The organism is Stenotrophomonas sp. 28608_Sma (assembly GCF_056486185.1).
Map to the genome: position 1 here is coordinate 4,789,065 of NZ_CM151308.1, position 26,200 is coordinate 4,815,264.

At 67.6% G+C, this 26,200-nt stretch carries 25 protein-coding genes; 9 read left to right on the forward strand and 16 right to left on the reverse strand.

What is annotated here, in order from left to right:
• Nucleotides 1-82: 82 nt before the first annotated feature.
• The 3 genes from dinG to aroE form a co-directional block, all read right to left on the reverse strand.
• On the reverse strand, nucleotides 83-2,185 hold the full coding sequence (dinG, locus tag ACZLHH_RS22555; RefSeq protein WP_033833777.1) for an ATP-dependent DNA helicase DinG: 2,103 nt from the start codon (nucleotides 2,183-2,185) through the stop codon (nucleotides 83-85).
• Nucleotides 2,186-2,352: 167 nt separating this feature from the next.
• Nucleotides 2,353-2,706, reverse strand: a complete 354-nt coding sequence (locus tag ACZLHH_RS22560) for a hypothetical protein (RefSeq protein WP_049400872.1) — start codon at nucleotides 2,704-2,706, stop codon at nucleotides 2,353-2,355.
• A 3-nt stretch (nucleotides 2,707-2,709) separates the two neighbouring features.
• A complete protein-coding gene (gene aroE / locus ACZLHH_RS22565; protein ID WP_180844646.1) occupies nucleotides 2,710-3,555 on the reverse strand; it encodes a shikimate dehydrogenase in 846 nt (281 codons plus the stop codon).
• Between the two features lie 48 nt (nucleotides 3,556-3,603).
• Here aroE and ACZLHH_RS22570 point away from each other — a divergent pair, with 48 nt between their 5' ends.
• The gene (locus tag ACZLHH_RS22570; RefSeq protein WP_180844670.1) at nucleotides 3,604-4,476 is read left to right on the forward strand and encodes a TolB family protein; all 873 of its coding nucleotides are present in this window, start codon (nucleotides 3,604-3,606) and stop codon (nucleotides 4,474-4,476) included.
• 150 nt (nucleotides 4,477-4,626) lie between these two features.
• On the opposite strand, the gene ACZLHH_RS22575 is transcribed toward ACZLHH_RS22570, so the two are convergent.
• The 4 genes from ACZLHH_RS22575 to ACZLHH_RS22590 all read right to left on the reverse strand — a co-directional run bounded on the left by ACZLHH_RS22575 (nucleotide 4,627) and on the right by ACZLHH_RS22590 (nucleotide 7,226).
• A complete protein-coding gene (locus ACZLHH_RS22575) occupies nucleotides 4,627-4,896 on the reverse strand; it encodes an SHOCT domain-containing protein (RefSeq protein WP_180844647.1) in 270 nt (89 codons plus the stop codon).
• Between the two features lie 32 nt (nucleotides 4,897-4,928).
• Nucleotides 4,929-5,918: a porphobilinogen synthase gene (gene hemB / locus ACZLHH_RS22580; RefSeq protein ID WP_032129123.1), complete on the reverse strand. Its 990-nt coding sequence runs from the start codon at nucleotides 5,916-5,918 to the stop codon at nucleotides 4,929-4,931.
• 19 nt (nucleotides 5,919-5,937) lie between these two features.
• The gene (locus tag ACZLHH_RS22585) at nucleotides 5,938-6,855 is read right to left on the reverse strand and encodes a bestrophin family protein (protein ID WP_010482217.1); all 918 of its coding nucleotides are present in this window, start codon (nucleotides 6,853-6,855) and stop codon (nucleotides 5,938-5,940) included.
• Nucleotides 6,856-6,977: 122 nt separating this feature from the next.
• Nucleotides 6,978-7,226, reverse strand: coding sequence for a hypothetical protein (locus tag ACZLHH_RS22590; RefSeq protein ID WP_006475755.1), 249 nt, complete (start codon nucleotides 7,224-7,226; stop codon nucleotides 6,978-6,980).
• A 184-nt stretch (nucleotides 7,227-7,410) separates the two neighbouring features.
• Between ACZLHH_RS22590 and ACZLHH_RS22595 the strand changes: the two genes are divergently transcribed.
• Nucleotides 7,411-7,875 (forward strand): hypothetical protein, encoded by a 465-nt coding sequence (locus ACZLHH_RS22595; protein ID WP_014038879.1) that lies wholly within the window; start codon nucleotides 7,411-7,413, stop codon nucleotides 7,873-7,875.
• Nucleotides 7,876-8,451: 576 nt separating this feature from the next.
• On the opposite strand, the gene ACZLHH_RS22600 is transcribed toward ACZLHH_RS22595, so the two are convergent.
• The 4 genes from ACZLHH_RS22600 to ACZLHH_RS22615 form a co-directional block, all read right to left on the reverse strand.
• Entirely contained in the window at nucleotides 8,452-10,251 is a 1,800-nt protein-coding gene (locus tag ACZLHH_RS22600) for a DUF885 domain-containing protein (RefSeq protein ID WP_107431523.1), read from the reverse strand.
• A 205-nt stretch (nucleotides 10,252-10,456) separates the two neighbouring features.
• On the reverse strand, nucleotides 10,457-10,972 hold the full coding sequence (locus ACZLHH_RS22605) for a cytochrome c oxidase assembly factor Coa1 family protein (protein ID WP_032129126.1): 516 nt from the start codon (nucleotides 10,970-10,972) through the stop codon (nucleotides 10,457-10,459).
• Between the two features lie 25 nt (nucleotides 10,973-10,997).
• The gene (locus ACZLHH_RS22610) at nucleotides 10,998-13,223 is read right to left on the reverse strand and encodes a S9 family peptidase (protein WP_153854779.1); all 2,226 of its coding nucleotides are present in this window, start codon (nucleotides 13,221-13,223) and stop codon (nucleotides 10,998-11,000) included.
• Nucleotides 13,224-13,386: 163 nt separating this feature from the next.
• Entirely contained in the window at nucleotides 13,387-14,076 is a 690-nt protein-coding gene (locus tag ACZLHH_RS22615; protein ID WP_180844648.1) for a glutathione binding-like protein, read from the reverse strand.
• A 112-nt stretch (nucleotides 14,077-14,188) separates the two neighbouring features.
• Between ACZLHH_RS22615 and ACZLHH_RS22620 the strand changes: the two genes are divergently transcribed.
• Both ACZLHH_RS22620 and ACZLHH_RS22625 read left to right on the forward strand, forming a co-directional pair.
• Complete coding sequence (locus ACZLHH_RS22620; RefSeq protein WP_071228550.1) at nucleotides 14,189-14,797, forward strand: TIGR00645 family protein; 609 nt, start codon at nucleotides 14,189-14,191, stop codon at nucleotides 14,795-14,797.
• A gap of 201 nt (nucleotides 14,798-14,998) precedes the next feature.
• Nucleotides 14,999-16,000 (forward strand): energy transducer TonB, encoded by a 1,002-nt coding sequence (locus tag ACZLHH_RS22625; protein WP_049400878.1) that lies wholly within the window; start codon nucleotides 14,999-15,001, stop codon nucleotides 15,998-16,000.
• An 84-nt stretch (nucleotides 16,001-16,084) separates the two neighbouring features.
• Here ACZLHH_RS22625 and ACZLHH_RS22630 read toward each other — a convergent pair whose 3' ends face one another.
• On the reverse strand, nucleotides 16,085-16,339 hold the full coding sequence (locus ACZLHH_RS22630; protein WP_125895405.1) for a hypothetical protein: 255 nt from the start codon (nucleotides 16,337-16,339) through the stop codon (nucleotides 16,085-16,087).
• A gap of 77 nt (nucleotides 16,340-16,416) precedes the next feature.
• On the opposite strand from ACZLHH_RS22630, the gene ACZLHH_RS22635 reads away from it, so the two are divergent.
• Together ACZLHH_RS22635 and ACZLHH_RS22640 are read left to right on the forward strand one after the other, a co-directional pair.
• Nucleotides 16,417-17,214 (forward strand): AraC family transcriptional regulator, encoded by a 798-nt coding sequence (locus ACZLHH_RS22635; RefSeq protein WP_478478745.1) that lies wholly within the window; start codon nucleotides 16,417-16,419, stop codon nucleotides 17,212-17,214.
• 101 nt (nucleotides 17,215-17,315) lie between these two features.
• Entirely contained in the window at nucleotides 17,316-18,014 is a 699-nt protein-coding gene (locus ACZLHH_RS22640) for a transposase (protein ID WP_071228553.1), read from the forward strand.
• Nucleotides 18,015-18,048: 34 nt separating this feature from the next.
• Here ACZLHH_RS22640 and ACZLHH_RS22645 read toward each other — a convergent pair whose 3' ends face one another.
• The 4 genes from ACZLHH_RS22645 to ACZLHH_RS22660 all read right to left on the reverse strand — a co-directional run bounded on the left by ACZLHH_RS22645 (nucleotide 18,049) and on the right by ACZLHH_RS22660 (nucleotide 22,770).
• The gene (locus ACZLHH_RS22645) at nucleotides 18,049-19,233 is read right to left on the reverse strand and encodes an ABC transporter permease (RefSeq protein ID WP_049400882.1); all 1,185 of its coding nucleotides are present in this window, start codon (nucleotides 19,231-19,233) and stop codon (nucleotides 18,049-18,051) included.
• Entirely contained in the window at nucleotides 19,230-19,976 is a 747-nt protein-coding gene (locus ACZLHH_RS22650; protein WP_012512433.1) for an ABC transporter ATP-binding protein, read from the reverse strand. The genes ACZLHH_RS22645 and ACZLHH_RS22650 overlap by 4 nt, the downstream gene beginning before the upstream one ends.
• Nucleotides 19,973-21,499, reverse strand: coding sequence for an alpha/beta hydrolase (locus ACZLHH_RS22655; RefSeq protein WP_180844650.1), 1,527 nt, complete (start codon nucleotides 21,497-21,499; stop codon nucleotides 19,973-19,975). Before ACZLHH_RS22655 ends, ACZLHH_RS22650 begins: the two co-directional genes overlap by 4 nt.
• Before the next feature lie 68 nt (nucleotides 21,500-21,567).
• The gene (locus ACZLHH_RS22660; protein WP_180844651.1) at nucleotides 21,568-22,770 is read right to left on the reverse strand and encodes a GGDEF domain-containing protein; all 1,203 of its coding nucleotides are present in this window, start codon (nucleotides 22,768-22,770) and stop codon (nucleotides 21,568-21,570) included.
• A 154-nt stretch (nucleotides 22,771-22,924) separates the two neighbouring features.
• On the opposite strand from ACZLHH_RS22660, the gene ACZLHH_RS22665 reads away from it, so the two are divergent.
• The 3 genes from ACZLHH_RS22665 (at nucleotide 22,925) to ACZLHH_RS22675 (ending at nucleotide 26,171) form a co-directional block, all read left to right on the forward strand.
• Nucleotides 22,925-23,410 (forward strand): DUF1203 domain-containing protein, encoded by a 486-nt coding sequence (locus ACZLHH_RS22665; protein WP_180844652.1) that lies wholly within the window; start codon nucleotides 22,925-22,927, stop codon nucleotides 23,408-23,410.
• Nucleotides 23,411-23,643: 233 nt separating this feature from the next.
• A complete protein-coding gene (locus ACZLHH_RS22670) occupies nucleotides 23,644-24,816 on the forward strand; it encodes a lytic polysaccharide monooxygenase (protein ID WP_180844653.1) in 1,173 nt (390 codons plus the stop codon).
• A 179-nt stretch (nucleotides 24,817-24,995) separates the two neighbouring features.
• Nucleotides 24,996-26,171 (forward strand): lytic polysaccharide monooxygenase, encoded by a 1,176-nt coding sequence (locus tag ACZLHH_RS22675; RefSeq protein ID WP_180844654.1) that lies wholly within the window; start codon nucleotides 24,996-24,998, stop codon nucleotides 26,169-26,171.
• Nucleotides 26,172-26,200 lie beyond the last annotated feature (29 nt).

The following is a 26,200-nucleotide window of genomic DNA, read 5'->3' on the forward strand; positions in this document are numbered from 1 at the left end:
GCTCACAAAAATGGGGACGGAGGGAATTAAGTCGTTTTTGCCATAAACGACTTAATTCCCTCCGTCCCCTTTTTGCTACCGGTCAGCCGATCACGCGCTTGAACGGTGGCAGCGCGTCGATGATGCGCTTGCCGTAGCGGCGGGTCAGCAGCCGCGAATCGAGGATGATCACGCGGCCGGTGTCGGTGGAGGTGCGGATCAGGCGGCCGGCGAACTGGGTCAGCGTGCGCAGCGCGTGCGGAATGGCGATCAGGTTGAAGGCATTGAGGCCACGCCCCTCGAACCACTCACTGAGCGTGGCGGTCTGCGGATCGGTCGGCACCGCGAACGGCACCTGGGTGATTACCACCGTGGTGCAGGCCTCACCGGGCAGGTCGAGGCCCTCGCCGAACGAGTTCAGGCCGAACAGCACCGAGCCTTCGCCTGCCGCCACGCGGCGCAGGTGCTCGTCGATCAGCCGGGTCTTGGACATCTCGCCCTGCACCAGCACCTGCTTGCGGCGCGCGGCCGACATCAGCCCGGCCACCTTCTCCATCTTCCAGCGCGAGGTGAACAACACCATCGAGCCCTTGGCCCAGTCCAGTTCGGTGTCGAGGTAGCGCGCCACTTCGCGCGGGTGGCCTTCGCGGTCGTCCGGGGTGACCGGGAACTTCGGCACGATCAGCTCGGCCTGGTTGGGCAGGTCGAACGGCGACGACAGCGAGACCATCTCGGCCTCTTCCGGAATGCCGTTGTCGATCGCCAGCGACTGGAAGTCGCCACCGCCGGTCAGCGTCGCCGAGGTCATCACCACCGAGTCCACTTCATCCCACAGCAGCTTGCGCAGCACGTGCGCGGCCGACACCGGTGAGCCATGCAGCACGAGGTCGCCGTCGCGGGTGGCGGTGACCCAGCGCGCCATCGGCGGCGCACCGTCCTTATCCTCGCGGCGCCAGGCCTGCCACAGGTTGTACTGCTGCTCGATCATCTCCAGCGCCATGCCCAGGTTGCGCTGCAGGCGCTCACGCGCGGCATCGTCCGGCTTGCCCTTGGCCACCTGCGCGGTGGCGGCATGCGCCCAGTTGTAGAGGCTGCGGGTGTCGTCGGCCAGCGCTTCGATCGGCTCGCGCCAGGCCTCGGGCAGGCGGCCATTGGCCGCGCGCCACATCGGCTCTTCGTCGGCCGGTGCCGGCATCCACACCCGCTCGATGTGGTCACGGAACGCGCGCAGCTGCTTGGCCACGTTGCTGGCGACTTCGATCGCTTCGTTCGGCAGCAGGTTGCCCAACCGATCCTTGTCGACCGCGCGGTAGGCGCCGGCGATCAGGATCTGCAGGCGACCGGTGCGCTTGGCCATCTCATCCAGCGCGAGGCTGGCCGCACCCTGGTCGATCGCCACGTTGCCGATGTGATGGCCTTCGTCCAACACCAGCAGCATGTCCGACGGCGGGGCGATCAACGGCTGGCCGTTGTCGCTGTCACCGATCGACAGCGCCGACAGCAGCAGCGCGTGGTTGGTCACCACGATCTGCGCATCACGCACGGTGTTGCGCGAACGCAGCACCGCACACTGCGCCGAATAGGCACAACGACGCCCCGCGCAGCCCGAAGCCGGCGTGGTGATGCGGCTGCGCAGGCCGGGGCTGATGGTCTCCGGCGCGTTGTCGATGTCGCCATCCCAGCTGCCGCCGGTGAAGGCGTCGGTCAGGCGTTTGGCGATGTCCATCTCGATCGGCGCCAGCGGCCGGTCGAACAAGGGCGCGTCATCCTCGAACATGCCGCCCTGCGAGCCCTCGCCCTGCGCCTCGGCGGCGTTGCGCGTGCACAGGTAGCGGGTACGGCCCTTGGCCAGCGCCACGGTCGCTTCCAGGCCGGTGGCCTTGAGGAAATTCGGGATATCGCGCTCGACCAGCTGCGACTGCAGCGCCACGGTGCCGGTGCTGATCACCAGCTTCTTCTTGCTGGCCAGCGCGATCGGCACGCCTGCGGTGAGGTAGCCCAGGCTCTTGCCGACGCCGGTGGGCGCTTCGACCACGCCGACGCCACCGCTTTTCGACAGCGCACGCGACACCACGCCGATCATCTGGCTCTGCGAGCGACGGGTGGAGAAGCCGGGGGTATTGGCCTGCAGCGTCGTGTACGCCTTGCGGATCGCGTCCTTCAAGGTGTCATCAAGCGTGCGCGGAGCGGCGACGGTTTCGGTCACGCCGGGAAGTACCGTGGCTGGATCAGGCCGGTCATTGTCGCATGGCCGGCCGCGTTCACCGTCGCTGGCACCCTGAACGGGCCAGCGACGACGCCAGGCGGCGGTCACGGTCCGATGGGCGGACCACCCAAGGGCCAGATACGCCGGGCATGGCCCGGCGCTACCGGTCAGGATGCCGGGATCGTGCGGGTACGCAGCAGGCGCACCAGCGCCCACACCAGCAGCACCACGCCGATGGCCTCGACCATCGCCAGCGCGAAGTGCAGCACGCCAAGGATGGCACTCATGCCCGAGATGGCGTCGAAGTTGCCGCTGTTGATCAACCACATCGGCAGGATGCCGGCGGCCATGCTGCCGAGGCTGGACAGCAGCAACAGCACCAGGCCGACCAGGGCGCCGGTACGGGTGGCATCGCGCGGTGCGCCGACCACCCAGACCAGGCCCACGCACAGTGCGATCAGCACCGGCAGGCGCACGCCCACGATGCTCAGCACCGTCACCATCAGGGTCGTGTTGTCCATCGATCAGTCCTCGCCGGCCAGCACGGCCGAGCCCTGCCGCAGCGTCTGGTAGACCTCGTCGGTCTGCGGACGCACACCGTGCCACTGCAGGAAGCTCTCGGCGGCCTGCTCGACCAGCATGCCCAGGCCATCCACGGTATTGCGGCAGTTCGCTGCGCGCGCCCAGGCCAGGAAGGCGATGGCGGCCTCGCCGTAGTTCAGGTCGACGGCGGTGGTCATCGAGTTGACCAGCGACAACGGCAGCTTGAACTCGACGTCGCGGTCGCGGCCGGCCGAGGTGGCATTGACGATCAGTTCGAAGTCGCCCAGCTCGCGCAGGTCTTCCCAGTAGCGGCTGATCGCGCGGCCCGGTTCGCCCATCGCGTCGATCAGTTCATCGGCGCGTTCCGGCGTGCGGTTGACCACCACCAGCTCGGTGATGCCGGCATCAAGGAAGGCCGGAGCGGCGCTGCGCGCGGAGCCGCCGGCACCGATCAGCAGCATGCGGCGGCCACGCAGGTCCAGGCCATGGCGGTCGGTCAGGTCACGCACCAGGCCGATGCCGTCGGTGGTGTCGCCATGCCAGCGGTCGCCCTTGCGCAGCAGCGTGTTGACCGAGCCGGCGCGGCGCGCACGTGCGGTCAGCGTGGTGCACACCGAGAACGCGGCTTCCTTGTGCGGCGAGGTGACGTTGGCACCGACACCGCCGTCGGCGGCGAAGGCTTCCAGGCCGGCCAGGAACGCATCCGGGGCCAGGTCGATCGCGCGGTAATCCACCGCGATGCCTTCCTGGCGACCGAACGTCGCGTGGATCTGCGGCGACTTCGAGTGGGCAACGGGGTGTCCGAAGACGGCGTAACGGTCGGTCATGGAATCCTCAAGCTGGCTAGACTGATGCTCTTTCGTGCACGGACCCGGATGATGCGCATCACCCCGCCCCTGCTGGTGCTTGCCGCCAGTCTACTCTCTGCCCCCGTGGCGATGGCGTTGAACGAATACGGCATCGAAGGCATGGGCGTGGTCTCGACCCGTGCCGACGAGGGCCGCGCCACGATCAGCGCCGATGGCCAGCGCATCGTTTTCGCCCGCCGTGGCGAGGCCGGTTGGGGCCTGTGGGAGGCGCGCGTGGTGGCCGGCCGCTGGCAGCAGGCGCAGGCCTTGCCGGTAGGCGTGGCCGGTGAGGTCCGTGATCCCTACTTCAGCCGTGACGGCCGCTGGCTGCTGTTCGCGGCCGGCCGCGAGGGTGCGCTGGCGCTGTACCGTGCCGCGTTGGCCACCGACGGCCAACTGGGTACCGCGCAGTTGCTGGCGGGCGACGCGGGCCGCCGGGAAGAGCGCGGGCCGGCCCTGAGCGCGGATGGCAGGCAGCTGTTGTTTGCCCGCCAGCAGGGCCGTGGCGCCGGCTGGGACCTGTTCGTGGCGACGCTGGATGCGCAGGGACTGCGTGGCCCGGCCAGCGCACTGAGCGCGTTGAACAGCGCCGACGACGAGACCGACGGCGACTGGCTGGGGCATGACGGCGCCGTGGTGTTCAGCCGCGGCAACAGCACGTCCACGCAGGTGTGGAGCAGCGGCTGTGCGTGGACCGGTGCGGCGCTGCAGCCATTGGGGCTGTCGTTCAACCAGGCCAGCGGCTGGACCGGCGCGCCGGTGATCGACAACGCCAAGCCCGGCGAGATGATGGTCGCCAGCAGTGCGGCGAAGGCACCGCGTGCCGGTGGCGTGGATGTGTACCGGTTGGCCGTGCCGAAGGTGGCGGCGGTTGCGGGGTGCGTGCCGGGCGCACGGTGACGGCAAACGCCAACCAAGGTTGGCGGCTACCCGAGCGATGGAGGCGCCAGGTGCGTGCGGTAGATCCACGCCGTGCGTGGATGGCCGCTTGGTAGATGCCAACCTTGGTTGGCATGCGGGAAAGTGCCAACCGAGGTTGGCACCCACCCGTCAGCGCGACAACACCTTGGCGCGCTGCTGCTCGTACTCGATCTCGCTCAGCTGGCCATTGTCCTTGCGCTGGTTCAACGCGGCCAGTTCGGCCTGCACGCTGTCCGGCAGGGCCTGCTCACGGGCCACGCGGCGGGCGGCGGAGAGCTGCTCCGGTGGGCGCTTGCCCGCGCGCCACGCGGCGATGAAGACACCGACGATGATGGCGCCGAACACCAGCGTACCGATGCCCCAGATCAGCCATTGCATCCATCCCAGTTCGGGTCCCATCGCGTAATCCTCCGTCTATCGTGGCGCTATTGTCAGCGCTCGCGCAGCCATCGCGCCACCTGCGGCGCGAAATAGGTCAGCACGCCATCGGCACCGGCCCGCTTGAAGCCCAGCAGCGACTCCAGCACGCAGGCGCGCTCGTCCAGCCAGCCGTTGGCGAAGGCGGCCTTCATCATCGCGTACTCGCCACTCACCTGGTAGGCGAAGGTCGGCACGCCGAATTTTTCCTTCACCCGGCGCACCAGGTCCAGGTACGGCATGCCCGGCTTGACCATCACCATGTCGGCGCCCTCTTCCAGGTCCAGCGCGATCTCGCGCAGGGCCTCGTCGCCGTTGGCAGGGTCCATCTGGTAGGTCTTCTTGTCGGCCTTGCCGAGGCTGGCGGCGCTGCCCACCGCATCGCGGAACGGACCGTAGAACGCCGAGGCGTACTTGGCCGAGTACGCCATGATGCGCACGTTGATGTGGTTGTCGGCATCCAGCGCACGACGGATCGCGCCGATGCGGCCGTCCATCATGTCCGACGGCGAGACGATGTCCACACCGGCCTCGGCGTGCGATACCGACTGCTTGACCAGCGCCTCGACGGTGATGTCGTTCAGCACATAGCCCTTGTCGTCGATGATGCCGTCCTGGCCGTGGGTGGTGTACGGGTCCAGCGCCACGTCGGTCATCACCCCCAGTTCCGGGAAGCGCGACTTCAGCGCGCGGATCGCACGCTGCGCCAGGCCGTCTTCGGCCCACGCCGCCGACGCGTCCAGCGACTTCAGCGAGGGGTCGATCACCGGGAACAGGTCGATCACCGGAATGCCCAGCTCCAGCGCCTCTTCGGCCACCTTCAGCAGTTCTTCGATCGACAGCCGCTCCACGCCCGGCATCGACGGCACCGCGGTGCGGCCGGCCAGTTCGTGCACGAACACCGGGTAGATCAGGTCATCGGTGGTCAGCGTGTTCTCGCGCATCAGGCGGCGCGAGAACTCGTCATGGCGCATGCGGCGCGGGCGGTAAAGCGGGTGGGACATGGCAGGCTCCGAGGAGTGGCTATTGCAACAGGTAGCCCTGCGGCAGCAGGGGTTCGGGCAATGGGCGTTCGCCGAGCGCGTCGAGCTGGTCGATCTCGATCGTGCGCACCAGCGCGTCCAGCGGCAGGTCGTTCGGCTCCAGGCCGAACGGGTCTTCCATTTCTTCGCCCAGCTGGTCCAGGCCGAAGAAGGCATAGGCCAGCACCGCCGACAGCACCGGCGTGCCCCAGCCCAGCGAACTGGCCAGGCCGAACGGCAGCAGCACGCAGAACATCCACGCGCAGCGGTGCAGCAGCAGGGTGTAGGCGAACGGCAGCGGTGTGGTGAGAATGCGCTCGCAGCCGGCCTGGATCGACGACATCGCATGCAGGCGTTCTTCCAGCTGGGTGTAGAGGATCGGGTCGAGGTCACCGGCACGCAGGGCCTGCGCCAGTTCCGCAGCGATCATCGAGAGCAGCGCGTCGGGCACGTTCTCGCGCTGCCCGAGTTGTTCGCGCTGGCGCTTGTCCAGCCACGGCAGGGCCATCAGCGCCACGATGCGCCCGCGCAGGCGACCGGCCAGTGCATGGGCGAAGGCGGTGGTGAGGTAGGCGATGCGGCGGCGGCGGCCGGTGTCATCGGCCAGCAGCAGGTTCACCTGGCGGGCCAGCGAGCGCGATTCGTAGACCAGCTGGCCCCACAGCTTGCGGCCTTCCCACCAGCGCTCGTAGCAGGCGCTGTTGCGGAAGCTGAGGAAGATCGACAGGACCAGGCCGAGCAGGGTGAACGGCGTGACGGAAACGCGTTCGATGCCGGTGGGCGGCGCCAGTTCCACCACCGCAGCCACGGCAATGGACAGGATCAGGATGGCCAGCACCTTGGGCGCGATCGCTTTGACGATCGAACCGCGCAGGATGTAAAGCAGTTGCCAGCCGTGGGGACGGGGTCGGATGATCATGGGGCAGCCGCGCCGGGCGCGGATTCACAGGCACGCGGGGGGCTCGCGCAGCCATTCATTGTACGCCCCTGCCCGGCCATGGACCGTGCGCCTGCGACGCCCTGTCGCACCCGGGTGCGGGCTCAGATCACGCCGCCACCCAGGCCAAGGCGCAGGATGCCGACCACCACCACGATGCCGTTCAGCACCAGCCCGGCCCAGGCCCGGCCACGCTTGCTCGGATGGGTGAACAGGATGCCCAGCGCGGCGATCACCGCGCCCACGGCAGCGAACGGGATCAGGAACCAGTTGCCCCAGCCGAGCAGTGGAATCAGCGCCAGGATCATCCACAACAGCGCCAGTACGCCCCACAACAGACTGATCACACCCATGCCGCTCTCCCGCAGTTGGTTCCTGCCCCAACCATAGACGTTCCCGCTGCCGCCGCCTACTGCCATTGGCGGGGCTGTCACCCGCCCCGTGCTAGCGTGCTGTCGTGCGTGCCCTGGCCCGGGTGTTGGCGCCGATTCAGAGTGGCCCGCCGATGATCGCAACCAGTCCTACAGGGGTCGTGCCATGAACATCCGTTGGGCCGCGTTGGCGGCCATCCTGCTGGTCGCCGCCGGCTGTGCCAGTACCTCCAAGGTGATGCTGGGCCGCGCCCGCGCACCGATCGATCCGGCGCTGGTGCAGATCTATTCGACGCCACCGGCCGGTTCCCAGGAAATCGCCCAGCTGGAATCGGCGTCCGCCGTCGGCTTCGGCACCCAGGGCCAGACCGATGCCGCCGTGGCACGCCTGAAGCGTGAGGCCGCAGCGCTGGGCGCCAATGGCGTGGTGTTGATGGGCGTGGGCAGCAGTGGCTCGCCGGTGGGCATGTCGGTCGGCGCCGGCACGTTCGGCTCGCACGTCGGTGGCGGCGTCGGCATCGGTATTCCGACCACGCAGAAGCGCGCCGCCGGCGTCGCGATCTGGGTGCCGAATCCGGCACCGCCCGCGCGGTTGCCGACACAAGTGATTACGCCGCAACCGCAGCGGTGACCCGAGAGGGTCACCGCCGGTAGTGCCGGCCGCTGGCCGGCAACCTCAGGAATCCTCTCTGCCCAAGGGAAATGCCGGCCAGCGGCCGGCACTACCCCTGCAATAACCGACGCATCGCTCTGGTAGGTGCCAACCTTGGTTGGCACGAAACCCACAGCGCCGACCAAGGTCGGCATCTACCAACGGCAATTGCCGGCCAGCGGCCGGCACTACCCCTGCAATAACCGACGCACCGCTCTGGTAGGTGCCAACCTTGGTTGGCACGAAACCCGCCGCGCCGACCAAGGTCGGCATCTACCAACGGCGCTTGCCGGCCAGCGGCCGGCACTACCCCTGCAACAACCGACACATCGCTCTGGTAGGTGCCAACCTTGGTTGGCACGAAACCCACAGCGCCGACCAAGGTCGGCATCTGCCAACGGCGATTGCCGGCCAGCGGCCGGCACTACCCCTGCAACAACCGACGCATCGCTCTGGTAGGTGCCAACCTTGGTTGGCACGAAACCCACAGCGCCGACCAAGGTCGGCATCTACCAACGGCGATTGCCGGCCAGTGGCCGGCACTACCGGTGATGCTCAGCGCTTGTACTTCGGCACGAACACCTTGTTCACCGCATCGGCCAGCTGGTCCGGCGGCAGCAGGCCCTGGTCGAGCAGGAAATTGTTGAACGCCAGGCGGTCGAACTTCGCGCCCAGTGCCAGCTCGGTCTGCATGCGCAGTTCCAGGATGCGGGTGTAGCCGTAGAAGTAGCTGCCGGCCTGGCCTGGCATGCGCACCATGTAGCGGTCCAGTTCCTGGGTGGCCATCGCCTTGGACAGGCCGACCTGCTCGATCAGCACGCGCTCGCCGTTGGCACGATCGGTCAGGCCAAGGTTGAGCATCGGGTCCAGCATCGCGCGCGCGGCCCGCAGCAGGCGGAACTGCAGGGCGATCATCTGCCCGTCCAGCGGCTCGTACGGCACCATCTCGGCTTCGGCATACAACGCCCAACCTTCCACGTTCACCGAATTGAACGCGAACATCGTGCGTGCCAGCGACACGCCGCGCTCGACCATGGCGGTGAACTGCAGCTCGTGGCCGGGGCGGCCTTCATGCGCGCTCAGCGTCCACGCCGCCGCGCCGAAGTTGAAGTCGTCGTACTGCGCACCCGGACCGGCGGCCGGATTGCCCAGCGGCAGCACGAAGGTGCCCTGCTGCCCGGTGTTGTTGACCAGCGGCGCCGGCAGGAAGTGCGGCGCCGGGCTGGCGGCGCTCTCGGCGGCCGAACCCAGTCGCATCTGCATGGCACGCTTGGGCACGTCGACGATGGCGTGCTCGCGGATCAGCGGATCGATCGCGTCGATCACCTTGCGGTAGTGGCCTTCCAGATGATCGTCGGCGATCTTGTCGGCCTTCAGCGCGCGGATCACCGCCACCGGGTCGCTCGGGTCGGCCACCTTCAGGCCCTTGTCCTTCGCCACCAGCGGCGCCAGCTGCTGCATCGCCGATCGGGTTTCCATGAACTCCAGCTGCGCGCGCTGCATCAACAGCTTCGGGTCGATGTCGATGCCGACCTGCTTGAGCTGGTAGGCGTACAGCGGCGCCGGCAGGCGTGCGTCGGTGCGAGCCTTCGGCAGCACGGTGGTGCGCGTCCAGCTGGCGTAGTCCTTCATCTGCCCGGCCAGCGCCTTCATTGCTTCATCGGCACCGGCGATCTGGTACTTCTTCAGCAGCGACTCGATACCGGTGATGTAGGTCTCGACGTTGTCCAGCGACTGCTGCACTTCGATCTTCGTCGGCTGCAGCAGGCTGCTGTCCTTCAAGCGCTCTTCATAGCGCTGGCGCGCCAGCGTGGTGAAGGCGGTGCCGCCGGGCTGCAGGCCGGCATAGGCCTTGAGGCGGTCGAGCGCCTTGGCCCGGCGCTCGGCCGGCACCTGGTCGGACAGCAGCAGGTTGAGGCCGCTGAACACCGTCTGCGGCGCATCGCTCCACGGCAACAGGTACTTCTCGTTGAGCTCGCTGCCTTCGATGTTCTGGCTGGCGGCGTGGATCATGATCTCGAGGTCCTGGCGGACATTGGGATCCTGCTCGGTGGCCAGCTTCGCCTTCAGTTCGTCGCGGGCCTTGGCCATCGCGGCGCGGTAGCGCTTGCCGTTGTCCGGGCCGAGGTCGGCCACCTTGTCGTCGTAGCCGGGAACGCCGAAGAAGCCGGTTTCTTCCGGCTGGAACGGCCCCTGCGCATCCAGCAGGATCTGTGCCAGGGCGTTGCTGCGTGCCACCCAAGCCGGGCTGGCGGGAGTCGCGGCCTTGGCGGCCGGCGCGGCCAAGGCCGGCGGTGCGGACAGCAACGGGGTGGCAGTCAGGGCCAGGGCAACAGCGAGCGCAATCGGCTTCATGGGACACTCCAGCAAAGGGTTGCCCGCAACTTACGCGCTCACGGCGATGGCGACAATCGGCTGGAGGTCACGGCGCGGCTGATGGGTAGAGTCGACTGTCAGTCGACTATCGCGCGCAGCGCGGGGTTCTCAGGCGTCTTGTGGAGAGCAGTCGACTAACAGTCGACTCTACATGGCCGCCCTTACCCGGCCGCGCGACCTGCGGTCACAACGCGGCGGTGAGTGGGCATTCGCCACGCTCACGGCAGGCCTGCAGCTCGCACTCCCCCGCAGCCTCGTCGTCATCCAGTGCAGTCAGGTCGAAGGTCTGCTTGTCTTCGGCCAGTACATACATCACCGGGTAATCCCAGACTTCATCGCGACGGCTGCCCTGCACGAACAGCCGGCCGTGCGCATGCGGTCCTTCCAGCGCAACGGTCAGGCCGACGTCGCGCTGGCCGTTCATCGCGGTCTGCATGCTGCCCAGCGGCATCGATTCGATATGCAGCGGCTCGCCAAAGGCTTCCACCAGTTCGATGCTGCAGCCCGCGCGGCGCAACGCTTCGCGCATCGGCGGGCTCTCGCGTGCCGCCTCGCTCCAGCGCAGCACGCTCCAGGTCACCACGCCACCGGCGCCGCCCAGCACCAGCACCACCGTCAACGGCATCGCCCAGCGCCAATGACGGCACCACCAACCGGCGGACGTCTGTCGATGGGCGGGAATCGGTGGTGGCAGGGTCATCGGCGGGCTCCTTCCCGGCTGTGGATCAGGGTTTCAGGCAGCGTCCCAGGAAGGCTTCGGCCACGCGGTAGCGATGCAGGGCATCGGCGCCGGACAGGCCATGCTTGGCACCCGGGTAGGTCATCAGCTCGAACGGCTGTGCACGCTTCTGCAACGCGCTCATCAGGCTGGTGGAATTGGTGAACAAGACGTTGTCGTCGGCCATGCCGTGGATCAGCAGCAGCGGCGAGCGCAGGCCGTCGATATGGGTCAGCACGCGTGCTTCGCGGTAACCCGCTTCGTTGCGCGCCGGCAGGTCCATGTAGCGTTCGGTGTAGTGGCTGTCGTACAGGCCCCAGTCGGTCACCGGCGCACCGGCCACGCCACAGGCGTACTGGTTCGAGGCCTTGGCCAGCAGCATCAGGGTCATGTAGCCGCCGTTGGACCAGCCCTGCACGCCGATGCGCGCCGGGTCCACCCACGGCTGCTGCTTCAGCCAGGTCACGCCACGCAGCTGGTCGGTCACTTCCACCGTTCCCTGCTTGCCATACAACGCGCCACCGAAGTCACGGCCACGGCGCGGGGTGCCGCGGTTGTCCAGCGAGAACACCACGTAGCCCTGCTGGGCCAGGTACTGATTGAACAGGTGGTCGCCACGGCCGGGCCAGCTGTCGGTGACGGTCTGGCTGGCCGGGCCACCGTAGACGTACACCGCCACCGGGTAACGCTTGGACGGATCGAAGCCGGCCGGCTTGATCAGGCTGTAGTTGAGCGGGGTCTTGCCGTCGGCCGCGGTCAGCGTGCCGAACTCGATCGGGCGCTGTGCATCGCGGTAACGCGCATACGGATGCTTCGGGTCCGCCAGATCGTTCTCGAGCAGGGTGGCGATCTTCTCACCATTGGCGCGGAACAGTTCGATCTGCGGCGGCGTGGTGCTGTTGGACCAGCTGTCGACATAGACGCTGGCGTTGCGGGCGAAGCTGGCGCTGTGCATGCCCGGTGCCTTCGACAGGCGCTGCGGCTCACCGCCCTGCAGCGACACCGCGTAGATCTGGCTTTCGCGCGAGGTCTCGATGCCGGCGCGGAAGTAGGCCTTGCCAGCCTTCTCATCGACCGCCAGCAGTTCGTCTACCGGCCAGTTGCCGTGGGTCAACGCGGTGGCCTTGCCCTTGCTGTCGATGCGGTACAGATGCTGGAAACCGGTGCGCTCGGACGACCACAGCACGCTGCCGTCATCGAGGAAACGCAGGCTGTTGTGCAGCGGCACCCAGGTCGGGCTGGTTTCGTGCGCGAGCACGCGCTGGCGGTTGGAGTCGAGTGCCACTTCCACCAGGTCCAGCTGCTTCTGGTCACGCGACTGGCGCTGGAAGCTCAGGTGCTGCGCATCGCGCCAGTCGACGCGGGCCAGATAGATGTCCTGTTCCTTGCCGAGGTCGACCCAGCGCGGCTGCGCATCGGCGGCCGGTGCGATCACGCCCAGCTGCACGCGCACGTTGGCGTCGCCCGCGGCCGGGTAACGCTGCTCGATCACGTCGGTGCGGTCGGCGTAGACCTCGTAGCGCTTCTGCACCGGCACCGGTGCTTCATCGATGCGCGCGAAGGCGATGGCCGAATCATCCGGCGCCCACCAGTAGCCGGTGTGGCGGTCCATTTCCTCGTCGGCGACGAACTCGGCCACGCCGTTGCCGATGGTGGTGCTGCCGTCGCGGGTGAGCTGCAGCTGCTTGCCGCTGGCCAGGTCGATCACCCACAGGTTGCGGCCGCGGATGAAGCTGACGAAACCGCCCTTGGGCGACAGCTTGGCGTCGGTGGCGAATCCTTCACCGTGGGTCAGCTGGCGCACTGCGGCCTGGCCCTGCTGCTTGAGGTCGTACAGGTACAGCTCACCGCCCAACGGGAACAGCAGGCGCTGCGCGTCCGGCGACCACTGGTAATCGACGATACCGGTCATCGCGGCGATGCGCTGGCGCTCGCGGCGGGCCTTTTCCTCGTCGCTGAGGGTCTCGGTGCCGGGCAACACCACCTTCGAATCCACCAGCAGGCGGGTCTGGCCGCTGCCGATGTCGTAGGTCCACAGGTCCAGCTGGTTGCGGTCGCTGTCCTTGCCGCGCAGGAAGCTGACCTGCGAACCGTCGGGAGCGACCTTCGGCTTCATCAGGGTCGGGCCGGAAAGCGGCAGCGGGCCGGTGATGGCTTCCAGAGTCAGCTTTTCAGCGTGGGCGGCGGTACTGGTGGCGAGCATGAGGGCGAGCGAAGCGAACAGGTGGCGCATGGAGGATCCCGGCAAACGGCAGGTCCGCCACCGCGATGGACGCGGGGCGGTCAGCCTCCATCCTAACCAAGCCCGTGCGGGAAGGCAGCATGACCTTCTGCCCATGCCGCGGTGCTGGGGTCGGAGCCCTTTGCGCTGCAAAGGGATCCGACCCCGCGGCGGGTCAACGCTGGCCGAACAGGTGCTTGCGCTCTTCGTCGCTGAGCGGCTTGCCGGCGTTGGGGTTCACCTGCTGGCGCAGGGCATAGGCGCGCTGGGTGGCCGGGCGTGCGGCGATCGCTTCATGCCAGCGCTTGAGGTTCGGGAAGGCGGCGAAATCCACCGGCAGCTTGTCGTAGGCGCCGATCCACGGGTAGCTGGCCATGTCGGCGATGGTGTACTCGTCCCCGGCCAGGAAGGCGTGCTGGGCCAGGCGCTTGTCCATCACCCCGTGCAGGCGGCGCACTTCGTTGTCGTAGCGCTCGATCGCATACGGGATCTTCTCCGGCGCATACACATTGAAGTGGCCCATCTGGCCGCTCATCGGACCCAGGCCGGCCATCTGCCAGAACAGCCACTCCAGGGTGGTGACGCGGCCGCGCGGGTCGCTGGGCAGGAACTGGCCGGTCTTCTCGGCCAGGTACAGCAGGATGGCGCCGGACTCGAACACGCTCTGCGGGGCGCCGCCATCGGCCGGGGCGTGGTCGACAATCGCAGGCATCTTGTTGTTGGGCGAGATCGCAAGGAATTCCGGCTTGAACTGGTCGCCCGAGCCGATGTTGACCGGATGGATGCGGTACTCCAGGCCGGCTTCTTCCAGCAGCAGGGTCACTTTGTGGCCGTTCGGGGTGGGCCAGTAATACAGGTCGATCATGGCGGCGGCTCGGGGTGCGGAAAGGAACCTGAAGTCTAGTGCGAGAGTTGGGTTGGCACCGTCACGACGGGCCGGTAACCTCGCCTCTCCCCCGCAACGCAGCATCCTCCGCATGAGTGCAAACCGCCCGCCGCTCTCCCCGCTGTCTACGCTGATCTTCGCCTCGCGCTGGCTGCAGCTGCCGCTGTACCTGGGCCTGATCGTGGCGCAGTGCGTCTATGTGTTCCTGTTCGGCAAGGAACTGTGGCACCTGATCTCGCATTCGGCCTCGATGGGCGAACAGCAGATCATGCTGATCGTGCTGGGCCTGATCGACGTGGTGATGATCTCCAACCTGCTGGTGATGGTGATCGTCGGTGGCTACGAGACCTTCGTCTCGCGCCTGCGCCTGGAAGGCCATCCGGACCAGCCGGAATGGCTGAGCCACGTCAATGCCAGCGTGCTGAAGGTGAAGCTGGCAATGGCGATCATCGGCATCTCCTCGATCCACCTGCTGAAGACCTTCATCGCCAGTGGCGCGCTGGGTGGCATCCCACTGTGCACGCCTGAGCAGATGAGCGTGGCCGCCGCCAACATCGGTGTCGCACGCTGCTCGATGCTGACCCAGGACGGCGTGCTGTGGCAGACCATCATCCACTGCGTGTTCATCCTGTCGGCGATCGGTATTGCCTGGACCGACAAGCTGATGTCCAACAGCCACAGCAAGTCGCACGACCACTGATGCGGCAACCGGCAGCGGTCCTTCGCCGCTGCCCCATCCCGGCCCCTGCCCCTTGTACGCGGCGGTGGCCGGGATGCTAGATTGCACCCTCGCCGTTGCCGGCGGTGGCGTCGGGAAACGTCATCGTTCCGCGCCCGGACCACAGGTCCCGGCCATGCGTATCAATGATTTACGTCACGTCGTCTTCTAGAGGGGAGCAGGATGTCGCACGTCTCAACGATCACCGCCGCGCGCCGGTGGCTGCCGGTTGCTTTGGCACTGGCGCTGGCCGCCTGCTCGGGAAAGGAAGAATCTGCAGCACCGGCCCCGGCCGCCGCACCCGCCACCGCTGCACCGGCCGCACCGGTGGTCGCCGCCAAGGTGCAGTCCATGGGCACCGAACAGCTGCGTGAATCGGCCAGCCAGGCACTGCGCGAGAACCGCATGTACGCGCCGGCCGGCGACAACGCCATCGAGTACTACCTCGCCCTGCGCGACAAGACACCGGACGACGCGTCGGTGAAGAGCGCGCTGACCGACCTGCTGCCCTACACCCTGATCGCCGCCGAGCAGCACCTGGGCCGCGAGGACTACACCGAGGCGCAGCGCCTGGTGGCACTGATCGAGAAGGTGGACGCCTCCGCTCCCGCCCTGCCGCGCCTGAAGGAAGGCCTGGCCAAGGGCGTGGAAAATGCGGCCAAGCGCACCGAGACCGAAGCCGAGAAGGCCAGGAAGGACGCCGAAGACCGGACCAAGCAGCAGGCCGAACAGCAGCGCCTGACCGAGCAGCGCGCCAAGGAAGCCGATGCGGCCAAGCAGATTGCCGCGCAGCAGGATGCCGCACGCCGCGACAACGAGCGCCAGGAGGCCGAGCGCCAGGCCGCGGCCCGTCGCGATGCCGAACAGAAACAGCAGCAGGCCGCCGCCCAACAGGCCAGCGCCGCACGCCAGGCAGCCGCCGCGGCAGCTCCCACCCTCCGCCCGGTCAGCACGCCGGCGCCGCGCTATCCGGCCGAGGCACTGCGTTCGGGAACGTCGGGCGAAGTGCTGGTGGAGATCACCGTCGGTACCGACGGCTCAGTGGTCAGCGCCCGCGTGCTGCGCGCGACGTCGGGACGGACCTTCGACCGCGAAGCCCTGAACGCGGTCAAGCGCTGGCGCTTCGAGCCGGTCAACGCGCCGGTCACCACCCGCCGCACCCTGGTATTCGCACCGGGCGGCTGACCGCAAAAAAGGGGACGGAGGGGATTAAGTCGTTTCTGCCACCTCCATGACGCCAAGGCCCGGTCCGTCCGGGCCTTGTCCGTTTCAGGCAGCGCCATCAATCAGGCGCTGCAGGGCCGGATCGCGCGCGGCCAGCACCTGGAACAGGCCCAGCGCATGCAGGCCGGGCAGCAACGCACGCAGGTCAGATTCGGCTGTGGCGCGGGTGGCATCATCGCTGGCGGGATCCTGCCAGTCGCGGACGCTGGCCAGGAAAGCACCCACGCTGCCCTTGCGCACGGTGAGGCCATTTACCTGCACCTCGTTCTGATGGTCCGGAAGAATGTCCTGTGGCTGCACGGGGAAGCGCTCCGTTGAAGTGGGCTCCAGTGTCGGGGCCCGGACGCGACGTTTCTGCCGTATAACTGCCAATTGATATGGCAGATCAGACAACCACCGCATTGATTGACCCGGCGCTGGCCAATGCCGCCGACGGGCCTGCATTGCTGGGGGCGCAGCTGCGCCTGCCGGGTCCGCGCCGCACGGCACGCCACCAGCACGCCCGCGGGCAGCTGCTGGGTGCACATCAGGGCCTGCTGCGGATCGAGGTGGGCGACCTGCACTGGCTGCTGCCGGCGGGTCATGTCGCCTGGATACCACCTTCGCTGCCCCACGCACTGGCCAGTACCAGTGCGTTCGACGGCTGGAGCCTGTACTTCAGCGCGCAGGCCTGCACCGACCTGCCTGCAGCCCCTCGCATCTTCCAACCGGGGCCGCTGCTGCAGGCCGCGGTGATTCGGGCGCTGCAGTGGCCGCATGTTCCGCTTGATGCCACACAGGCACGACTGGCCGGTGTGATCGCCGATGAGATTGCCGCCAGCACGCCTCTGCCGCTTGCCCTGCCACAACCGCGTGACCGGCGACTGCAGAAACTTGCCGCCGAACTGGCGCGCGCACCGCACGACAACCGCAGCATCGAGGACTGGGCCGACAGCAGCGGTCTGTCCAGCCGCAGCCTCGCCCGCCATTGGTTGGCCGAGACCGGCCTGTCGCCAAGCCAGTGGCGGCAACGCCTGCGGGTGCTGCTGGCACTGCCACGCCTGCTGTCCGGCGAGCCGGTGATCAGCGTCGCGCTGTCGATGGGCTACGACACACCCAGTGCCTTCATCGCCGTGTTCAAGCGCGAGATGGGGGTGACGCCTGCGCGGTATGGAAAAGGGGACGGAGGGGATTAAGTCGCTTCTGCCCTCCCCCACATCAACTCGCGGCATCGCCTGATGCCCTTCGCGGTCACGGAGGCGGCAGGCTGATGATTCCTTGAACCCCCTGAACTGCCATGCCTCGACAAGCACGCCTGATGTTGGCCGAACAGCCGTATCACGTAACCCAGCGCGGTGTGAACAAGGGGGCGATCTTCGTTGACGATATCGACCGCCAGCTGTTTCTGCACCTTTTGCACAGCGCCTTCCTGAAACATCAGGTCGCGCTGCATGCCTACGTATTGATGGGCAATCACGTCCATCTATTGGCCACACCCTCCACTCAGGCCGGCTTGGCCAACGCGATGCGGATGCAGGGCAACAACTATGTCCAGGCGTTCAATCAGCGGCATGAGCGCAGCGGACCACTCTGGCAGGGCCGCTTCCATTCTTCGATGGTGGACAGCGACGCCTATCTGCTCAGCGTCTATCGCTACATCGAACTCAATCCGGTTCGTGCAGGCATGACAGGCGCCCCGGAGGATCACCCATGGTCGAGCGTGCATGGAAACCTGCAGCGCCGCGATGATCCGATGCTGACAGAACACCCCGCCTTTCAGGCACTGGCCTCGACCAAGCGACAGCGGACGACGCTCTATGCGCAGTTCCTGCGGGACGTGAACGCGTCCGCCGACCTGCCGGCAATACGCGCGCACAGTGCCGGGCAGCATCCGTTGGGAAATGCAGCTTACCTGCGGATGGTGGAACAGACACTGGGCCGCCCCGTGGTGCTGCGCAAGCGGGGGCGCCCTCAGAAGAAGGGGGCGGAGGGTTAAAAACGACTTAATCCCCTCCGTCCCCTTTTTGCAGTCAGCCCGAGATCGCCAGGCGCTCGTTGTGGTAACGGCGCACGGCGGCGAACCACAGCAGTGCGGCCAGGCCGAGGCTGGCACCGAGATAGATGGCCCAGACCGACGGCGTGATGGTCTCGTGGCGGATCACCTTCAACAGCATCTGGTTCTGCGACAGGAACGGCACGGCGTACTGCCACAGCTCGCTCTTCAGCGGATAGGCCACCAGCGCGTAGCCGGGCATCATCGGCAACAGCATCAGCCAGGTCATGTGGCTCTGCGCTTCCTTCATGCTCTTGGCCGCCGCCGACAGGAAGGTCAGCAGCGAGGTGCCGATCATCAGCATCGGCAGCATCACCAGCAGCATCTGCAGCATCGAGGCGACGTTCATGTTGAACTGGCGGCCGATGTTGCCGGGCGCGATCTGTGCGCTCACCTTGAACGCCACCAGGGTCAGCAGCAGCGATACGAACCCGACCACGCAGGCGGCGGCGATCTTGCCGCTGACAATGGCGCTGCGCGAGCCGGGCGTGGCCAGCAGCGGTTCCAGTGACTGCCGCTCGCGCTCGCCGGCGGTGGCATCCATCACCAGATAGGCGCCGCCGATGAACGAGGTCAGCGTGAGCAGCACCGGCAGCAGCATCGACAGGATCATGCCGCGCTTGGCCTCGGCACTGGCCAGGTCCTGGCGCGCCACATCCAGCGGCCGCGCCACCTGTGCATCGATGCCGCGCGCCATCAATCGCAGTGCCCCCACCTGGCCGTTGTAGGTGGCCAGTGCCGCCTCCAGACGTGCGCTGGGCACCTCGGCGGCACGACGGGTACTGTCCTTGATCACCTCCACCAGCGCCGGCTTGCCATCGGCCCAGTCCTTGCCGAAGTCATCGCTGATGCGCAGCGCCACGTCGATCTCCTGGCTGCGGATGGCCTCGGCCAGGTCCTTCGGTGCAGGTGCGGTGTTCAGCCCCTGCGCGGCGAGGAAACGCACCAGGTTGGGGGCGTTCTCCGCACCGATGGTCGGAATCTGCAGCGGCTGCTCGATCTGGGTGCGTACCCGGCTCTCGGCCAGCTTGCCCATGCCCAGCAGCAGCACCGGGTACAGCAGCGGCCCGAACAGCAGGGTCAGCAGCAGCGTGCGGCGATCACGGGAAAGGTCGCGCAGTTCCTTGCGCATCACCGTCATCAGGGTCGACATCATGCTCATGCGTGCAGGCCCTCTTCGCTGCCGATCAGTTTCACGAACGCGTCTTCCAGGTTGGATTCGCCGGCTTGCGCACGCAGTTCATCGGCGCTGCCGGCAGCCATCACCGTGCCCTTGGCGATGATCACGATGTGATCGCACAGCGCGGCCACCTCCTGCATGATGTGGCTGGACAGGATCACGCAGCGGCCCTCTTCGCGCAGGCCCAGCAGGAAGCGGCGCAGTGCGCGCGTGGTCATCACGTCCAGGCCGTTGGTCGGCTCATCCAGAATGACGTTGCGCGGGTCGTGCACCAGCGCGCGGGCGATCGCGGTCTTGGTCCGCTGGCCCTGCGAGAAGCCATCGGTCTGGCGGTCGAGGATGTCACCCATGTCCAGGGCATGCGACAGCACTTCGATGCGTTCGCGGATGCGCTCGGCCGACAGGCCGTGCAGCTCGCCGAAGTAGGCGATGTTCTCGCGCGCGGTCAGGCGCTTGTAGACGCCACGCGCATCGGGCAGCACGCCAAGGTGGCGACGCACTTCCACCGGATTGCGCGCAGCATCGACACCATCGACGCTGATGCTGCCCTGGTCGGGGGTCATCAGCGTGTACAGCATGCGCATGGTGGTGGTCTTGCCGGCACCATTGGGCCCCAGCAGGCCGGTGATGCGGCCATCCTCGGCGCGGAAGCCGACGTTGGAGACCGCCTGGATGCGGCCGGTGCGGGTGTCGAAGGCCTTGTGCAGGTTGTCGGCGACGATCATGGTTCCCATCCGTTGAACGAGGTGAACGCCGGCACGTAGCTCAGCGTGTCCAGGCAGCCGGCATCCAGCGCCTTGGCATCGGTCTTGTCGATGAACTGGCCGAGCAGGCGCGGCATGCAGCCGGCACTCAGCGTGCCGTGGCCCTGGCCGCGGGCGACCAGCGCGCGGCCATTCGGCAGGCCCTTGAGGACCTGTTCGGCATAGCGTGGTGGCGTCACCGGGTCGAGTTCACCGGACAGCAGCAGCGCCGGTACGTCGCTGCGCAGCGGCACGGCATTGGCCGCTGGCGCCGGCTGGTGCGGCCATACCGGGCAGGCCGCGAAGAAGGCACTGGCCACGTCGTTGCCGAACAGTCGCTCCGGGTCCTCGGCCGGCGCCTTGTAACGCGGCGCATCCTCGCTGCAGATCACCGACCACTGCATGCCTCGGTTGATCTGGAAATCCATGCTGCGGTTCGCACCGCGTGCCAGCGACGCCAGCGGTGCATAGCGGCCATGCGCGGCTTCATCGAGCACCAGCGGCAGCAGCGAGGAATACTGCGGCACATAGGAGAAGGCGAACGCCAGGCCGATCACGCTGTCCGGACTCAGCACATCCTGCCGGGTCTGGTTGGTGCCGGGGTCGCGATACTCCACCGAGACCGGCGCACGGCGCAGGGTCTCGACCACGCTGCGCAGCTGCGCGCGGGTGTCGGTCGGGAAGCGTTTGCTGCAGGCGGCATCCTTGCGGCACTGCGCCGACTGCAGGGCGATCGCATCCTCGAACGTCGTGGCGAAGTCGCCGCCCACCACCAGTTCATTGGGCACTACGCCATCGATGACGATGCTGCGGGTGTGCTGCGGATAGGCACCGGCATAGCGCTGGGCCACGCGGGTACCGTAGGAGCCGCCGACCAGGTTGATCCGGTCCGCGCCCAAGGCCTGGCGTACCGCATCCAGGTCGGCGATGGCTTCGGTGGTCGTGTAGAAGCGGGCATCGGCACGCCCCTGCAGCGAGGCCGCGCAGCGCCGCGCGTAGTCGCGCAGCGACGCCTCGGTGGGAGCGGCGTCCTCGTCCATCTGCAGGTCCTTGCCGTCCGCGCCGAGGCAGCTGAGCGGGTTGGAGCCGCCGGTACCCCGCTGGTCGACAAGGAAGATGTCGCGCTGCTTGCGTACCTGGCGCAGCGCGGTATCGACGATGACCGCCACTTCGCTGGCCGCCTGGCCGGGGCCACCGGCCAGGAAGAACACCGGATCGGGCTGGCTGGAGCCGCTGCTGCCCGATTCCAGCCAGGCGATGCGCAGGCCAATGCGTCGGCCATCGGGCTGGGCCCGGTCTTCCGGCACCTGCAGGGTAGCGCACTGCGCTTCCACGTTGGCGCTGGCGCCTTCGGTGGACAGCGTGCAGGGCTGGAAGTCGATCGTGCCGAAACGGCGGCTGGGTGCATCGCTGGCGCTTTCGGCGCCGGGTGACGGTGACTGGCTGCAACCGGCAAGCATCAGGCTGGCCAACGCTGCGGCCAACGCGAGGTGGTGTCTTTGCATCGTGCTCGTTTCCCCTGGAGGACGTTCCTGTCGACCACGACGGGCTGCCGCGGAAGATGTGACTCAACTTACACGGGCACGGCGTCGTCGGCGATGGGCAGACGCGAAATCTCCGCCGGCGTGGCGCAGGCCAGGCGGTCGCGGCCTGCGGCCTTGGCCCGGTACAGCGCCACATCCGCCGCTGCCAGCAGCGTGGACAGGTCGCCATGGCCGTCGTCCATGGCCAGGCCGATGCTGGCGGTGACCGTCACCGGCCCGGTGCCCAGCCGCGCCGGCTTCTGCTGCAGATCGGTACGGATCGCGGCGGCCCACGCCATCGCTTCACCCTGTGTGCTGCCGGCCAGCACCAGCACGAACTCCTCGCCACCGTAGCGGCCCAGCAGCGTGTCGTGGCCCTGCAAACCATGCTGCAGCAGCGCAGCGAAGTGACGCAGTACCTGGTCACCGGCCAGGTGGCCCCAGCGGTCGTTGATCTGCTTGAAGTGATCGACGTCGACCAGCAACAGGGCCAGCGGCCGGCCCTGCCGACGCAGCCGCTGCAACTGCGCCTGGCCATCGGCCAGCACCGCGCTGCGGTTGAGCAGCCCGGTCAGGCCATCGGTGCGTGCCGCACGCCGCAGATCGACCAGCATGCGCTCGACCAGCAGCAGCACCATCGCGAAACATCGCGCCAGCTCCAGCATCACCCCGGCAATGTAGGTGACGAACATCGGCGTGCCGGTGCGCATGATGTCCTCACCGGCATCGGGCGCCACCGGCAGGAACAGGCGCACCGCGTACAGTGCCGCCTCGGCCAGGAACACCGCCGCCGCCAGACGGCAGCTGGTGCGCTGCTGCACGGGGGCATGCCGCAGCAGCAGCCATGCGATCCAGCCATCGACCAGCAGCGTGAACACACTGAACACCTGCAGGCGCACGCCCAGGTCCGGCCAGAGCACCAGGAAGGCGAAAATGCAGGCCATGAACGCGGCTGCCATCAACAACGGCCGCCACAGCGGCAGCGGCTGTTCCAGATGCAGCGCCACGCCGCGCAGCATCAGCACCGCGCAACCGGCCATCGCCGCATTCCCGGCCAGTATGACCGGCACCAACGGCAGGTAGGGGCGCAGCGCAAGCAGGGTCACGCCCAGGGTCAGCAGCCACAGGCTGGCGGTCCACAGGCGCAGCACCGGTTGCCCGCGCAGCACCACAAGCAGCAATGAGAACCCCACGGCGATGCCGATGCAGAGCAGGAAGCCAAGCACGGTGAGGGTGGGGAAATCCAGGGACATGCGGCGCTCGTCGGCCGGGGCGGCGCGCGCATCTTAGCGCCTTGCGGTGCGATCCCCGTGGCACGGCCTGGCCCGATGGCGATGCCCGGTCTGAAAACGGCGAGCATGACGGCCGGTGCGTGCGCAGAATCCGGGGAAAACCAAGGAGACGCCCATGCATGCGTGGTACCTCGGTGGCCTCGACCACCGCCCCTTCCAGCACCTGTTCGAGAAGAGTGACACCGCGCTGGCTGCGCTCGGCATCCAGCGTCGCTGGGCCGGCGAAACAGGAGGACACCCCTGCCGGATCGGCCTGAGCGATCCGCCCAGCGGCAGCGAGCTGCTGCTGTTGTCCCATGTGCACCTGCCGCTGCACTCGCCCTATCACGCCTCGGGCCCGATCTTCGTGCAGCGTGGCGTATCGCGCTGCGTGCTGCCGCCGGGCGAGGTACCCGCCTATGTACAGCGCCGTACGATCTCGTTGCGCGCCTATGACCAGGCTGCATTGATGCTGGCCGCAGAGATCAGCGCGGGCACTGATGTCGCCGCCCGGCTGGACGCGCTGTTTGCCGACCCTGCCGTGGCCTTCGTGCAGCTGCACAACGCGGTCCACGGTTGCTTCTCATGCCAGGCGGATCGGGTGGGTATGGCGTCGACGTAGCAGGATCTCCACGACGTGATCGATGCCACGCCGAACACGTGATCACCAGCGCATCCGTTCAGTCCCGCGTGAAGCCGGCGGGAAGGGCTTCACACCCCCAGTCACGGATCGGCGCTTCGGTGGTTCCGCACCCTGCATCGCGACTCGATACTCGCCGTGGTGCCGCCGAAAGTCCGCCGTGCAGCGCAGCTCCTGCGGTCACCGTTCTCTATCGACGACCACAAGGAAGCGCCATGTCATTCCGATCCACACCGCTGTTGCTGGCCACCTCGTTCGCCGCTGCGGGCCTGTGCCTGGCCGGCAACGCATTCGCCCACGGCACCATGACCACGCCGGTCAGCCGCGTCTATGCCTGTTTCCAGGGCAACCCCGAGAACCCGACCAACCCGGCCTGTGCTGCCGCCAAGGCCGTCGGTGGTTCGCAGGCGTTCTACGACTGGAACGGCATCAATCAGGCCAACGCCAACGGCAACCACCAGGCCGTAGTGCCCGATGGCAAGCTGTGCAGCGGCAACAACCCGACCTTCCGCGGGCTGGATGTGAACCGCAGCGACTGGCAGACCACACCGATCCAGCCAGACGCCAGCGGCAAGTTCACCTTCGTGTTCAAGGCGACCGCGCCGCACGCCACGCGTGACTGGCGCTTCTTCGTCACCCGCGACGGCTGGCAACCGGGCAGCCCGCTGCGCTGGGCCGATCTGCAGGAGTTCTGCACGCTGGGCAACACGCCGCTGTCGGCCGATGGCACCTACAAGCTGCAGTGCACGCTGCCACAGCGCAGCGGCCAGCATGTGATCTACAACACCTGGCAGCGCTCGGATTCGACCGAAGCGTTCTACACCTGCATGGACGTGCGCTTTGAAGGAGGCGGTGGCAGCACCCCGCCCGCAGCGCAGTGGCAGGATGCCGGCCCGGTCACCGCGCGCGGCGAGCTGCCGGTCGGCACCACCCTGGCGTTGCGCGTGTTCAATGCCAACGGCAATGATGTCGAACGCGTGGAAGCGATCCTGGCCAGCGGCCAGACCGCGGCCGCGCAATGGCCGTTGGCGCTGGCCCGCAAGGTCAATGCCAGTGCCCAGCATGCGCGCGTCGGCGTGCTCAGCAATGGCGTGATCACACCGACGGCCTCGGCCACCGCCAACCGCGTGTACCTGAAGGATGGCAACCGCTTCCAGCTCGATACCCAGGTGCCGGACCCGGGTACGCCATCACCGGGCGGTGATTTTGACCACGTGTATCCCGCCGGTATCGGCAGCTACGTGCCGGGCCAGACCGTGGTGAAGAGCAGCGACGGCAAGCTGTATGCCTGCCGCCCGTTCCCGGAGGGTGCATGGTGCAACGTCAACGCCGAGGCGTACCGGCCGGGTGTCGGCGCGGCCTGGCGCGACGCGTGGATCGCATACTGAGGTCGTGATGCAGGAGGCGGTGCAGCATGCACCGCCTTCTGCCAGGACAGCGGCACAGTGAGCATCCTGTTGCGGAGTGATCGCGGCGCCCATCGATTTCAAACTTGTCCGATGTTGCCAGCCAGCCTGCATGTGAAGACTACGCGAGGTTTCCCCACACTTCGCAAAGGAGTTCCTGCATGCACCTGTCCCATCGGGCAGTCCTCGCTCTGTCCGTTGTTGCCGGCCTGGCCCTGTCCGGCAGCGCCTTCGCCCACGGCACCATGACCAAGCCGCTCAGCCGCGTGAAGCAGTGCCACGAGGGCAATCCGGAGAACCCGACCAACCCGGCCTGTGCCGCGGCCAAGGCCATCGGTGGCGCGCAGCCGTTCTATGACTGGAGCGCGATCGCCCACGGCAACGCCAATGGCAACCACCGCGACCTGGTGCGTGACGGCGAACTGTGCAGTGCCAGCATCCCCAAGTACCGCGGCCTCGATCTGAACCGCAGCGACTGGCCGACCACGCCGATGCGCGCCGATTCGCGTGGCCGCTACACCTTCGAATTCCTGGCGCCGGCGCCGCACGCCACCCGCGAGTGGAAGTTCTACGTCACCCGTGACGGTTGGCAGCCGGGCAGCCCGCTGCGCTGGGCCGACCTGCAGGAATTCTGCACCCTGGGCAACGTGCCGCTGTCCGAAGGCGGTGTCTACAAGCTGGACTGCCCGCTGCCCAAGCGCACTGGCCAGCACATCATCTACAACACCTGGCAGCGCTCGGATTCGCAGGAAGCCTTCTACACCTGCATGGACGTGCGCTTCGAAGGTGGCGGTGGCGTGGTTCCGCCGCCGCAGTGGCAGGATGCCGGCGCGGTGACCGCCAATGGCGCACTGGACGTGGACAGCACCGTGACCCTGCGTGTGTTCAATGCCAACGGCAACGATCTGGAGCGCGTGGAAACCAAGCTGGCCGCTGGCCAGACCAGCCCGACGCAGTGGCCGCTGGCCCTGGCCCGCAAGGTCAATGCCAGTGCACAGCATGCGCGCGTGGGCGTGATGAAGAACGGCGTGATCACGCCGGTCGCCTCGGCCACCGACAACCGCGTGTACCTGAAGCCGGGCAACCGCTTCCAGCTGGAAACCCAGGTGCCGGGGCCGGGCCCGATCGATCCGGTCGATCCGCCGGGCGGCGACTTCGACTTCGTGTACCCGGCCGGCCTCGGCAACTACAAGCCGGGCGAGACCGTGGTGAAGGGCACTGACGGCAAGCTGTATGCCTGCCGCCCGTTCCCGGAAGGCGCCTGGTGCAACATCAATGCCGATGCCTATCGTCCGGGCACCGGCTATGCGTGGCGCGACGCCTGGATCGCGTACTGAGGCTGGACACCGGGGGCGGCGTGATGCCG